A 13,054-nucleotide genomic window follows, 5' to 3' on the forward strand; every position below is an offset into this window, starting at 1 on the left:
GAGCAGCCAGATGTCGGGAACACCTGTGATTGGCGCCGCCGATACCTTGCCGTTGATCGGACGGGTAACGCTGGGCGAGTTGTGGATCTGCCTGAAGGCAGGGGCCTATGATTTCAGACGCGCGCCGGCCTTTGGCCTGTTCTTCAGTGCAGTCTATGTGCTGGGCGGGTTCCTGCTGTTGATGTTGGGGGCAGGGCACGTGACCTGGACGCTTGCGGCGTCACTTGGGTTTCCGCTGGCGGCACCTTTCGCGGCAGTTGGCCTATACGAGGTGAGCCGCAGGCTCGAGGCCGGGCAGCCGCTGGAATGGCGCCCGATCCTTGGGGTGGTCTGGGCCGAAAGGGGACGCCAGATCCCGTGGATGGGTGCGATCATCGTGTTCTATTTCCTGTTCTGGACCTTTCTCGCCCACATGATCTTTGCGCTCTTCATGGGGTTCTCGACCATGACGAACATCTCGCAAAGCTTTGACGTATTCTTCACCAACGAAGGGCTTCGGATGATTGCGGTGGAACTGGCGATTGGCGCGGTCCTCGCCTTCCTGCTGTTTTCGCTGACGGTGGTGAGCCTGCCTCTCCTGCTGGAGAAGGAGGTGGATTTCGTCAGCGCCATGATCCTCAGTTTCCGGATGGTGATGCAGAACCTTCCGGTCATGCTGGTCTGGGCCGCGGTGATCGCGGTTCTGACGTTTCTCGCGCTCTTGCCGTGGTTCCTGGGGCTGATGATCGTGTTGCCGATCCTTGGCCATGCCACGTGGCATGTCTATCGGCGCGCCTTGTACGATCCGGTCTGACAGGAGCGGCCCGTGCCCTGAAACGCAAAAGGGCGCCCAGCGGGCGCCCTGTCGTTTTCCGGAAGTGTAAGCCGGTTGGCGATCAGCCGTCCTTCGACTGGACCGGCGGCATCGTGGGCGCAGAGGCCTGCGTCGGTGCCGAGGTGCCGGAGCCGGGCTTCGGCGCGGGCTTGGCCGCTCCGCCGGTGGCAAGCGGGTCTTCCTGACGCTGGACGGAACCTTCGAAATGCGCACCGGATTCGATGGCGATCGTCTTGTGGATGATGTCGCCTTCGACCCGTGCGGTCGACGTCAGGCGCACCTTGAGACCGCGGACCCGACCCACGATGCGGCCGTTGATCACGACATCGTCGGCCACCAGTTCGCCTTTGATCATGGCGCCTTCGCCGATGGTCAGCAGATGCGCGCGGATGTCGCCCTCGATCTGGCCCTCGATCTGGATGTCACCACTGGTCTTGAGGTTGCCCTTGATGTGCAGATCCGACGACAGGATCGACGCCGGCGGCTTTGCCTTCGGAGAGGACGGTGCCTGGCTCGGCTGCGACGAAGGTGCCGGGGCGCTGCTGGCGGCGGGCTGGGCGGCGGGGGTCTCTCCGGCCTTGGGGCCCGGCTCGTTGATTTTGCTTTTAGAAAACATCTCTTCCAGCTCTTATGTAAATCATGGGGTTCACGGGTTCACCGCCGACACGCACCTCGTAGTGCAGGTGAGGGCCGGTCGACCGTCCGGAATTCCCCATATCACCTATCCTCTGCCCGCGCGAGACCCTTTGGCCCACTTCGACACGAATGGCATTGAGATGCGCATACCGGGTCTCGATTCCGAACTCGTGCTGGATCTTGATCAGCCGTCCATAGCCAGACGACCAACCGGCACTTGTCACGACACCGTCGGCGGTTGCGTAGATCGGCGTGCCGATGGGTGCTGCGAAATCGGTGCCCGCATGAAGCCGGCCCCACCGCATCCCGAAGCCCGAGGTGAAGCGGAAATTGGATTTGACCGGCATGTCGAACGGGGCCCGTTCGGCCGCGATACGGTAAAGGTTGATGCGATCCATCGAATCAAGGATGCGATTGGCGCGTTCCGCCTGCGGGTCGGGCTCGCCTCCCATCGTCGAGAACGACAGGGGTGTCAGCGGCCCGCCTGTCCCTGAATAGCCACGGCGCACCTGTTCGATCAGGTTGTCGGTGTTGAGCCCTGCGGCCCGGAACATGTTGTCGAGCGGTTCGACCGAGACGAGCATCGCCTCTTCCAGCTGGCGGAAAATCTCGTCGTTGCGATCCTCCATGAGGCGCAGTTCCAGCTCGAGCTCGGAGGCGCGGTCGATCGCGAATTCGGCGTCCGCCGCGATCAGGTCGCGCTCGGCGGCGGTCTGCGCAAGCGCATCGGCAAGGATTTCGACCGTGCCGTTCATCTCTTCGCTGACCGCGCCGGACCGGGACAGACCGTTGCCGTCGTCGGCGCTTGCCAGAACGGTGGCAAGTTCGGACTTGAGCGCTTCGCGTTCGCGCATGATCGTGGACATTGTCGCATGAACGACCTCGAGACCGGTCTCGAGTTCCCGGCGCCGGTCTTCGGACGCCAGAAGTTCGGTCTGCATGATCGATATCTGCTCGAGCGCCGAGTTGAACCGCTGCTGCGCGGCAATGGCTTCGGCGGCGCGGTTGTCGCGTTCGGACGAGATGGCGCTCAGCCGTTCTTCATAGATCATCTTGTCGCGCTGCGCCTGCGCACGGAAATTTCCGGCACCGATGGAATCCATCAAGATGATCGCGGTCGCGACAATCGCCCATCCGACCACCAGAACGGAGCCTGCCCATGCAATGAGTTGCGTTTCGGATTTGAGGCGGATGAACCGGGTTTCGGTATCCGATCTCAGAAACAATCGCTTTTCCGGAAAGCGCTTTTCCAGCGCCGTGTGCAAAATTTGTCCTGCGCGCGTCCTCAAAGGCCCGCAACCTCCCGTCCCGTCCCCAATAACGCCAGCCCGCTTAGGAGGGGCTTTGCGCTCTCAACGGGTTACTGACTGGTCGTCCCGGGTGCAAGAAATTTGACCGAATTTCGAGGCATTAGGCTCCGGATCGTGCCCGATGGGCATGATCTTGCCGATGCCGCGGGGTCATTGCCTTCAAGACCGGTCCGGCAGGCTTTCGGCCAGTGGCCAGTAAAAGTCGGGGGGAATGCCGGCCTCGGCCCGTTTTTCCTCGTTGAAGGGCGGCTTGAGCGTCGCGTGGAAATAGCGCCGCACGAGGTCGTGAAAGGCCTCGGTCGGATCCATCTCGTGCCGGCCGCAGAGGAAATTGAACCACTTCGATCCATAGGCCACATGGTGGACCTCTTCGGCATAGATCGTCTCGAGCGCCGCGATGGCCATGTCATCCCCGTGCTTGCGGAAGATCTCGATCATGCCGGGCGTCACGTCGAGCCCGCGCGCCTCGAGGACCATCGGCACCACGGCCAGCCGGCCCATGAAATCAGTGGCCGTGTCTTCGGCGGCGCGCCACATGCCCGCATGGGCGGGCAGGGCGCCATAATGGCTGCCGCGCGCCTCGAGCCAGTCGCAGATCAGGTTGAAATGCTTGGATTCTTCGTCCGCCGCCTTGACCCAGTCGTCGTAGAAGCCGATGGGCATCGGTGTCCCGGGAAACCGGGCGATGATGTCCCAATGCAGATCGACGGCGTTGAGTTCGATATGCGCCACCGCGTGCAAGAGCGCGATGCGGCCCTGCTCTGAACCCGGCCTGCGGCGCGGCACGTCCCGGGGCGGCAGAAGCTCTGGCCGGGCGGGGCGCGCGGGGCTGTCGGGTGGCGTGGCATGGCCGATCTCGGGCCGTTCGCCGGCGGCGCGGGCCGACATCCACTCTGCTGCGTATTTCCTTGAAAGTGCGGTCTTTTCGCGGCCATCGGCGGTGCGAAGAACATCTTCGGCCATCTGGGCGAGCGGCGTCATGGGGCGGGCTCCTGCAAGGGGATTTCCAGATCGGGATGGGGTGTGTTGGTCACGAATGTCTCTTCGATGTCGCGCAGAACGCGGCGCTGGCCGGTAAAGCTGACCCGGGCGATCGCCTCGGCAAGACCCAGCCATTCGGCGGCGTCATGTTCGGCATCGATCCGCGGCTGGGCATCGGACGGCACCATCGCCACGAAGACCGGCCCGATGATGACCCGGTCGAGGCGCGCCTCGTAGAAGTGTTCGACCGTGTCTCCGGAAAAGAACCGATCGGGCACGAGGCCCGTCTCCTCGTGCAATTCGCGCAGGGCGGCCCTCCACGCGGTTTCGCCGGGTTTGACCTTGCCCGCGACCTGGCACCATGCGCCGCGCGGCCGGTTGACCCGTCGCATCAGCAGAACCTCGGGGCCTCCAGCCCCATGACGCATCACGATCACTGACACGATGGGCGCGACAAGGGCGGTTTCTTGCATGTGGGTCCTCGCGGCTGGGTGACAGGATCGAACGCCTGATGGCCCAGCCGCGGGCAAAGGTCAAAGGGCGCGCACGGCCTCAAGCACCTCTTCGGCGTGGCCCGGCACCTTCACCTTGCGCCAGACGCGGGCGATCTTGCCTGCGCCATCGATCAGGAAGGTGGCCCGCTCGATGCCCATGGATTTCTTGCCATACATGTTCTTTTCGACCCAGACGCCATAGCGTTCGCACAGGTCGCCTTCGGCGTCGGACAGAAGCGGGATGTTCAGGTCGTACTTGTCGCGGAACTTGTCATGCTTGGCCTCTGTGTCTTTCGACGCGCCGAGGATCACGGCGCCCGCCGCCTCGAATTCGCCGGCAAGGCCGGTGAAGGCGATCGCCTCCTTGGTGCAGCCCGGCGTGTCGTCGCGCGGATAGAAGTAGAGAACCACCGCCTTGCCCGCGAAATCGGAGAGGGAAACCGTGTCGCCCCCGTCGCGGGGGAGGCTGAAATCGGGCGCGGTATCGCCGGGCTGAAGCGAGACGTCGGTCATGGGAACTGTCCTTTCGGGTTGGCCTTGATGTCGGCTTTTGTTCTAGGGTCGCGCGGGGCGAATTAAAGGGCAAGTGCCGACAGGAATGACAGAGCGACCACCTTCCTCGGACGATCCGCCGGAGACGGAGGCCGACGCGCCCGAGGCGCGTGCGGTTCTTGCCGCGCATCCTGAGGTCCGCACCGTGCCGCCCGATCCCCACCTGCACCGGCACCGCCCGGTTCTGCCGCGGGTCTGGTTCGGGCTGAGGGCGGTCGTGCTGATCTGCCTGATCCCGCTGGTATTCGCGCTTCTGACACCTTTTCTCCTGATCGGTCAGGAAATCTCCGCCCCCAGCTGGCTCAAGGCGCGGGTCGAGGCGCAGGCCGCGTCCGCGCTGGGCGGCGGATCGCTGACCTTCGGGGACATCACGGTCGAGGTGGCCCGTGACCTGCATCCGACGGTGCGGATGACCGGAACCGAGATCCGCGATGCCGAGGGCCGGACGCTGGCCCGCATCCCGGTCATCGCAACCCGGATCTCGCCGCGCGGTATCATGTTTCGCCGCGAGGTCCTGCCACAGGAGATCAGCCTCAGCGGGGCGCAGGTGTCGCTGACGCGCGGCGCGGATGGCACCGTCGCGGTCAGTTTCAACACCGGCGGCGCCACGATGCAGCAGGCCGCGAACCTGCCCGCGCTTCTGGGATCGCTGGATGCGATCCTCGATCAGCCTGCGCTCGCGGCGCTGGAGCGGATCACCGCCGACGGGTTGATCCTGAACTATGACGACGCCCGCGCGGGCCGGGCCTGGACCGTCGACGGCGGGCAGGTCGCGCTTGATTTCACCGGCGGCCGGACCCGGCTCGACAGTGACCTTGTTCTTCTGTCGAGGCGGGATTTCGTGACCACGCTGGCGCTGTCGTTCGAAAGCCCGCGCGGCTCGCCCGAGGCGCAGCTCTCGGTCCGGGCGGATGACGTGCTGGCCACTGATATCGCGACGCAAAGCCCGGCCCTCAGCTGGCTTGGCGTTCTGGAGGCACGGCTCTCGGCCGAGCTGGATGCCGAACTTCTGCCCGACGGCAGCCTCGGGCCGTTTCGCGCCGAGCTGGATATCCGCGACGGCGCGCTCAGGCCCGACCCCCGGACGGAGCCGGTCAAGTTCCAGTCCGCCCGCGCGGTTCTGGATTTCGATCCGGCCACGGGGCGCATCGGGTTCGAGACGGTCGAAGTGCAATCCGACTGGGGCGCAGCCCGCGGCGAAGGTCAGGCCTTTCTACAGCGCGAGGCCAGCGACTGGCCCTCTGCGCTTGTGGCGCAGTTCAGCCTGAGCGACATCGTGCTCGATCCGCCGGGGTTCTATCCCCAGCCCCTGACCCTCGCGGGGGCATCGACGGACTTCCGGCTGCGGCTCGATCCGTTCGCCGTCGATCTGGGCCGCCTGATGATCGAGACCGGTCCGGGCCCGGACGCGGTGCCCGCCGCCCGGCTTGCCGGGTCCGGCCGGGTCACGGTGGACGAGGGCGGCTGGCGGGTGGCCCTCGATGGCCGGGCGGACCAACTGGACGTGGCGCAGCTGTTGGCTCTCTGGCCCGAAGAGATCAAGCCGGGCACGCGCCGCTGGCTTGCCAATAACGTCAGCCGCGGCACGGCGACCGATATCGCGGCCGGCATCCGGCTGTCGCAGGGGGGCGGGGGCGCCGATATTGCCCTGACCCACGAGTTTCGCGATGCGGACGTGCGGGTCATGCGCAGCCTGCCGATGGTTCGCGACGCCATGGGCGTGGTCGCGATCCAGAACAACGCACTGACCGTGACGGTTCACGAAGGGCGCATGGCCGCGCCGCAGGGCGGCGAGGCCGAAGTGGCGGGATCGATCTTTCGCATCCCCGATACCCGGATCCCGCAACCCACACCCGCCCGGCTTGACCTGAGGGCCCGAAGCACGGTCACCGCGGCCTTGTCGCTGCTTGACAGCGAGCCGTTCCGGTTCATCAGCCGGGCGGGGCGCGAGGTGACGCTTGCGCAAGGCCGGGTCAGTGTCGAGGCGGGGTTCGATCTGATCCTGAAACGGCGTGAGCCCGGCGGGCCGCTGGAACGGGTGCCCTTCGTGGCCAATGCCGTCCTGACCGATCTGCGCAGCGACCGGATCGTGCCCGGACGCACCATCGCGGCCGACCGCCTGGCCCTGCGCGCCGATACGGATGGTCTGGCCATCGGCGGCCCGATGCGGATCGGGCAGGTCCCCGCAAGTCTGGAATGGCGCACGCTGTTCGGCCCGGCCAACGGCGGGAGGTCCGAGGTTTCGGGACGGATCGAGTTGTCGGAGCGATTCATCGACGAGTTCGGCATCGCTCTGCCGCCCGATCTGGTGCGCGGCTCCGGCGAGGGCGGGATCGATATCGCGCTGGCGCGAGGCGCACCGCCCGCGTTTCGGCTGACCTCCGATCTGCGCGGCTTGCGCATGTCGATCCCCGCGCTCAACTGGTCGAAGGGGGCTGATACGGGCGGTGCCTTCGAGGTGTCGGGCCGTCTCGGCCCGGTGCCGCAAATCGAGGTGCTGACCCTTGATGCGCCGGGCCTCGATGCGCGGGGCAGCCTGAGCCTGCGGGACGCCGGCGGTCTGGACCGCGCGACCTTCTCGCGGGTTCGCGTCGACGGCTGGCTTGACGGGCCTGTCACGCTGGTGGGGCGCGGCGCGGCCCGGCCACCCGAAATCCGGATCGGGGGCGGAACCTTCGATCTGCGCCGCGCCCAACTGGGCGGCGGCGCGGGGGGCGCGGGCGGGCCGATGCGCATCGCGCTCGACCGGCTTCAGGTCACCGACGGGATCGCGCTGACGGGGTTTCAGGGCGATTTCACGACCAACGGCGGTTTTCAGGGGGAATTCGTGGCCTCGGTGAACGGCGGCGCGCCGGTGCAGGGCGTGGTCGCCCCGATGTCGGGTGGCACCGGGGTCCGCATCCAGAGCAACGATGCCGGTGCGGTTCTGCGTGCGGCCAACCTGTTCGAGACCGCCCGGAGCGGTGCGCTCGACATGAGCCTGACACCCACGGGTCAGGAGGGGCAGTTCGACGGCGTTCTTGATATCGACAACCTGCGTATCCGCGATGCGCCCGCGCTGGCCTCGCTGATCGACGCAATCTCGGTCGTGGGATTATTGCAGCAGTTGGACGGGCAGGGGCTCTTGTTCACCGAGGTGGATGCCAATTTCCGCGTCTCGCCCAGCCAGATCGCCATCCTGCAATCCAGTGCGGTCGGCCCCGGTCTTGGCATTTCTCTCGACGGTTATTACACGCCCGCCGACAGGAGGATGGATTTCCAGGGAGTGTTGTCGCCGCTTTACCTGATCAACGGGGTGGGCTCTGTCCTGACCCGCCCGGGAGAGGGGCTGTTCGGCTTCTCCTACCGATTGACGGGACCGGTGGGCGAGCATCGGGTGGACGTCAATCCGCTCTCCGTGCTGACACCCGGCATGTTCCGGGAAATCTTCCGCCGGCCTCCGCCGGAGGCCACTCAATAGGACCCATGCGATGAAGCTGAGCGACTTCGATTTCGACCTGCCCGAGCACCTGATCGCGACCCGGCCCGCGCGGCCCCGATCCTCTGCACGGATGCTGGTGGCCGAGGGCGACAAGATCACCGACGCCCATGCGATCGACCTTCCTGGCTTTCTCCGGCCGGGCGACAGGCTTGTCCTGAATGATACCAAGGTGATCCCTGCGCGGCTGAACGGTCAACGCCACCGCCCCGGTGCCGCAGGCGAGGGGACCGCGAGGATCGAAGTGACCTTGCTGGAGCCGCAGGCCAACGGCACATGGGCCGCACTGATCAAACCGTTGCGCAAGCTGCGCGAGGGCGAAGAGGTCGTCTTTTCGGATGAGCTGAGCGCGGTCCTCGAGGCAAAGGAAGACGGGCAGGGACGGTTGCGGTTCAACCTGACGGGCGATGATTTCGACCGCGCGCTCGATGCCGCGGGCATGATGCCGCTGCCGCCCTACATCGCCGCGCGCAGGGCGGCGGATGCCGCTGACCGCGACGATTACCAGACGCTTTGGGCCGCGCGCCCGGGTGCGGTGGCCGCGCCGACGGCCTCGCTTCATTTCGACGACGCATTGATGGCGGGGCTCGCCGCCCGGGGCGTGAGTTTTTCGCATGTCACGCTGCATGTGGGGGCGGGCACGTTCCTGCCGGTCAAGGTCGACGATATCCGCGACCACCGGATGCATGCCGAATGGGGCGAGGTGTCCGAGGCCGCCGCGGCTGAAATCAACGCAACCCGCGCCGCGGGCGGTCGCATCATTCCCGTCGGCACGACAGCCCTGCGCCTGATCGAAAGCGCGGCGACCGATGATGGCATCGCGCCCTGGGTCGGCGAAACCGACATCTTTATCACGCCGGGCTTCAGGTTCCGCATCGCCGATGCGTTGATGACGAATTTCCACCTCCCGAAATCGACGCTGATGATGCTTGTTTCAGCCGTGATGGGAGCCGAAAGAATTCGGCGGATCTATGCTCATGCCATTTCCGAAGACTACCGGTTTTTCTCTTACGGAGACGCATCCCTGCTTGTCCCTGATCCGTAAGCGGCATAGGGCGTCGCCCGAAGAACAGAGCCGCATGTGCGCATCGGCCTAGATTGCCGACTGATCATCGAGTTTTGGTGCGAAAATGCTGGACGTTTTTCGAAATTCCTGGGCCCTCTTTCTGGGGATGTTCCTGCTGATGATCGGCAATGGCCTGCAAGGCACGTTGCTGGGTCTGCGGGGGGATATCGAAGGATTTTCGACGTTTCAGATGTCGATCATCATGGCGGCCTATTTCGCGGGTTTCCTGTTCTCGAGCAGGCTTGTTCCGCGTCTGATCCGGTCGGTCGGGCATGTGCGAGTCTTCGCGGCGCTGGGCTCGATGATTTCGGCGGTCCTGATCCTGTATCCAGCCCTGACCGACCCGATCGCCTGGACGATCGGGCGGCTGATCTTCGGCTTTTGCATCTGCGGTGTCTACATTACCGCCGAAAGCTGGCTCAACGACGCCTCCACCAACGAGATGCGGGGCAAATCTCTGTCGGTCTACATGATCGTGCAGATGGCGGGGATCGTGGTCGCGCAATACATCATCCTGCTGGGCGATGTGTCGGGGTTCATTCTGTTCATCATCCCCTCGGTCCTGGTCTCGATCTCCTTCGCGCCGATCCTGCTGTCGGTGGGCAAAGCGCCCCAGTTCGAGCTGACGAAGCCCCTGCCGATCCGCCAGCTGATCGATGCCTCGCCTCTGGCCTGCACCGGCATGTTCCTGTTGGGGGGCGTGTTCTCGGCGCAGTTCGGCATGCTGGCCGTCTATGGCGCGCAGGCCGGACTGACCGTGGCGCAGGTCTCGGTGCTGGTGTCGGCCACCTATATCTCGGCGCTGTTCCTGCAATACCCGATCGGCTGGCTTTCCGACAGGATGGACCGGCGGGTCCTGATCGTGATTGCCGCGGCCGTGGGTGGCGTCGGCGCGCTTCTGGCTTTCGTGGTGCCGGGCATCTATGTGCTGACGCTTGTCAGCACGGTGATCGTCGGCGGCATGTCGAACCCGCTTTATGCGCTCTTGATCGCCTATGCCAACGACCACCTCGACCGCGCAGATATGGCGGCGGCCTCGGGCGGTTTTCTCTTTATCAACGGGGTGGGCGCGATTGCCGGTCCGATCCTCGTTGGCGTGATCATGGATGGCTTCGGCGTGCACGCCTACTGGCTCTTTGTCGCGGTTCTGATGATGGCGATCGCCGTCTATGGCCTGTGGCGCATGACGCGCCGCCAGACAACGACATCGGTCGAGGACCTTGTCTCCTATGCGCCTGTGATGGCGCAGGCCTCACCCGTCATGGTCGAGACCGCCCAGGAGGTCTACATCGAAGCCGAGGAAGAGGCGATCGACGAGCGGGCCTCCGACGAGGAGGAGGCCGCACGTGTCGAGGTCGCGAAGTGAGTCCTTTCGGCCACCCCTCCGGGCCTCGTCGCCCGGTCCGGATCGAGAAATTCCTTGCGTGCCGGCCCCTTGGCGCGACAGGGTTGATCAAGCTGAGAGGGGCGAGTGTAGAGGAGCGTCATCATGGCGAACCCTGAAACGATCCTGAACTTCTGGATCGACGAGGTCGGGCCCTCGGGCTGGTACAGTGGTGAAGACGCCCTGAATGCCGAAATCCGTGACAAGTTCGAGGACGACTGGAACAAGGCCATGGCCGGATCCTGCGGGCTTTGGCTGACTTCGCCGCAGGGGGCGCTGGCCTACCTGATCCTCGTGGACCAGTTTCCGCGCAACATGTTCAAGGGCACGGGCAAGTCCTTTGCCTCCGACAGGCAGGCCCGCGCTGCGGCCAAGACCGCGATCGCGCGCAAATGGGACTTGCGGATCCCCGAACCGCAGCGGCAGTTCTTCTACATGCCGCTGATGCATTCGGAGAACCTGATCGATCAGGACCGGGCCGTGCGCCTGTTTCTGACCCGGATGCCGGAAACGGGCGAACAGAACCTTCCCCATGCCCGTGCGCACCGCGAGATCATCCGCCGGTTCGGCCGGTTCCCGACACGAAACGCGGCGCTGGCGCGGTCCAGCACGGCAGCGGAGCAGGCATGGATCGACGAGGGCGGCTATGGGCGCGAGTTGCGCGAACTGGCGGGCGCGGCCTGACAGGCGGAATTTGACGAAAATCCCGCGCGTTTTCTGCCGGCCGGTTTAACCCGGAACAGAGGTTCTTGGGCGATCCTTCTCTTGTCCGCAAATGTGTCAGGAGAAGGCCCTTGAAGCATGACCCCCCGGGGGATGCGCACTTCAGCGCATCCCAGATCATGTCATCGACCGATGGTTCGGTCGGCGTGATCATCGACGATGACGGCGCGCTTACGGCCGGAATTCTCGACATCATGGAACAGGGGATCGTGCAGTGGTCCGCTGATGGCATCTGCAAGCTGCACAACAATCGCATCTACCGGGTGCTGGAGCTTTCGGGCGGCGATCTGAAAGTCGGCAGCAGCATCGACGATTTCTGCAAACGCGCGGTGGCGCGCGGGGAAATCACCGAAACCACGATGCGCTATTATCAGGGGCAGGTCACGGCGCATCAGCCGTTCACCTTCGACCTCAAGATGCCGTCGGGTCGGATGATCCTGACCAATGGCCGTCCGACGCGCGGGGGCGGCTATGTCGTCACGTTCACCGACGTGACACAGGCACGCCGCGCCGCACTTGAACTCGACGCCGCCAAGAAAGAGGCCGAAGAAGCCCGGACCCGGGCGGAAGAGGTGCTCGCTCAGGAACGGGCCCGCCGGAACGAGGCCCGGCTTCTTGCCTCGCTCGACGAATGGCTGCAATCGTGCAAGTCGCTGGACGAATTGTTCCGCATCGTGCGCAGTTTCATGGTCAAGCTGATGCCGGGCAGCGCGGGGGAATTGTATGTCTATTCCAATTCGCGCGATGTTCTGGACGGGGTCTGCAGCTGGAACACCGAGACCCTGTCCAGCCATATCACGCCCGACAGCTGCTGGTCGCTCAGGCGCGGACGGCATTATGAATTCACCCGCGAGGGCATGTGTTTCGTCTGCGACCATGTCGACGAGGCGCTTGGCGCCGATGCCGACGCGGCGGATCATTACCTGTGTGTTCCCGTCGTGGCCCATGGCGATACGGTCGGTCTTCTGCATTTCCGCTTTGACGGGCTGCGAAAGGCCGAGACCGGGATCGAGGATCCCTCCCGTTTTGCGGTCAGCTGTGGCGAACACATCTCGATGGCGATCGCCAACGTGAAACTGCGCGACGAATTGCGCGATCAGTCGATCCGCGACCCGCTGACAGGCCTGTTCAACCGGCGCCACTTCATGGAGGCGATCCGCCGCCAGATGGGGGCCGGCGCCACCGGTTTCGGGCTGGTCTCCTTCGATGCGGATCACTTCAAGGCATTCAACGACAATCATGGGCACGATGCGGGCGACATGGTCCTGCGCACGATCGGAGACACGCTCAAGGAACGCCTGACGGCGGGCGAGATTTCCTGCCGGATCGGGGGGGAGGAATTCGCGGTTCTGGTTCCGGGGGCCGACCGCGAGGCCGCGCGCGAAGTGGCCGAAAGGATTCGCGCCGCGATCGAGGCGACGCAGGTCCGCTATCTCGACAAGGTCCTGCCGGCGATCACGATTTCGGCCGGCGTGGCCGCCTGGCCGACGGACGGCCCTGATCCCGCCGCGGTCCTGCGCCGCGCGGATGAGGCGCTCTACCGGGCCAAGGACGGCGGTCGCAACCGGGTGGACGCGGCGACCTGACGACCCATGCAGAATGATTATGCCGGCCAT

The 13,054-nt window shown here is 65.1% G+C and carries 11 protein-coding genes; 6 read left to right on the plus strand and 5 right to left on the minus strand.

Annotation, left to right across the window (positions count from 1 at the left end; genetic code table 11):
- The first annotated feature begins 10 nt into the window (after positions 1–10).
- Entirely contained in the window at positions 11–793 is a 783-nt protein-coding gene (locus EP376_RS02670) for a DUF2189 domain-containing protein (protein ID WP_127653981.1), read from the plus strand.
- Between the two features lie 82 nt (positions 794–875).
- Here the strand turns inward: EP376_RS02670 and EP376_RS02675 are convergent, their stop codons facing one another.
- The 5 genes from EP376_RS02675 to bcp form a co-directional block, all read right to left on the minus strand.
- Positions 876–1,430, minus strand: coding sequence for a bactofilin family protein (locus EP376_RS02675; protein WP_127653982.1), 555 nt, complete (start codon positions 1,428–1,430; stop codon positions 876–878).
- The gene (locus tag EP376_RS02680) at positions 1,420–2,739 is read right to left on the minus strand and encodes a M23 family metallopeptidase (protein WP_127653983.1); all 1,320 of its coding nucleotides are present in this window, start codon (positions 2,737–2,739) and stop codon (positions 1,420–1,422) included. The genes EP376_RS02675 and EP376_RS02680 overlap by 11 nt, the downstream gene beginning before the upstream one ends.
- 180 nt (positions 2,740–2,919) lie before the next feature.
- Positions 2,920–3,741 (minus strand): ferritin-like domain-containing protein, encoded by an 822-nt coding sequence (locus EP376_RS02685; RefSeq protein WP_127653984.1) that lies wholly within the window; start codon positions 3,739–3,741, stop codon positions 2,920–2,922.
- A complete protein-coding gene (locus EP376_RS02690; protein WP_127653985.1) occupies positions 3,738–4,214 on the minus strand; it encodes an NUDIX hydrolase in 477 nt (158 codons plus the stop codon). The genes EP376_RS02685 and EP376_RS02690 overlap by 4 nt, the downstream gene beginning before the upstream one ends.
- A gap of 60 nt (positions 4,215–4,274) precedes the next feature.
- Positions 4,275–4,748: a thioredoxin-dependent thiol peroxidase gene (gene bcp, locus EP376_RS02695; RefSeq protein ID WP_127653986.1), complete on the minus strand. Its 474-nt coding sequence runs from the start codon at positions 4,746–4,748 to the stop codon at positions 4,275–4,277.
- An 85-nt stretch (positions 4,749–4,833) separates the two neighbouring features.
- On the opposite strand from bcp, the gene EP376_RS02700 reads away from it, so the two are divergent.
- From EP376_RS02700 to EP376_RS02720, 5 genes are all read left to right on the plus strand, one after another.
- Positions 4,834–8,247, plus strand: coding sequence for a DUF3971 domain-containing protein (locus EP376_RS02700; protein ID WP_127653987.1), 3,414 nt, complete (start codon positions 4,834–4,836; stop codon positions 8,245–8,247).
- 10 nt (positions 8,248–8,257) lie between these two features.
- Positions 8,258–9,310 carry a tRNA preQ1(34) S-adenosylmethionine ribosyltransferase-isomerase QueA gene (queA, locus tag EP376_RS02705; protein WP_127653988.1) on the plus strand — a complete coding sequence of 351 codons (1,053 nt, stop codon included), beginning with the start codon at positions 8,258–8,260 and terminating at the stop codon, positions 9,308–9,310.
- 85 nt (positions 9,311–9,395) lie between these two features.
- Positions 9,396–10,697 carry an MFS transporter gene (locus EP376_RS02710; protein WP_127653989.1) on the plus strand — a complete coding sequence of 434 codons (1,302 nt, stop codon included), beginning with the start codon at positions 9,396–9,398 and terminating at the stop codon, positions 10,695–10,697.
- 123 nt (positions 10,698–10,820) lie between these two features.
- A complete protein-coding gene (locus EP376_RS02715) occupies positions 10,821–11,399 on the plus strand; it encodes a DUF924 family protein (RefSeq protein WP_127653990.1) in 579 nt (192 codons plus the stop codon).
- A gap of 110 nt (positions 11,400–11,509) precedes the next feature.
- Entirely contained in the window at positions 11,510–13,024 is a 1,515-nt protein-coding gene (locus tag EP376_RS02720; protein WP_127653991.1) for a sensor domain-containing diguanylate cyclase, read from the plus strand.
- Positions 13,025–13,054: the final 30 nt, after the last annotated feature.

It is taken from the genome of Alexandriicola marinus (assembly GCF_004000435.1).
In the GTDB taxonomy this organism is placed as follows: domain Bacteria; phylum Pseudomonadota; class Alphaproteobacteria; order Rhodobacterales; family Rhodobacteraceae; genus Alexandriicola; species Alexandriicola marinus.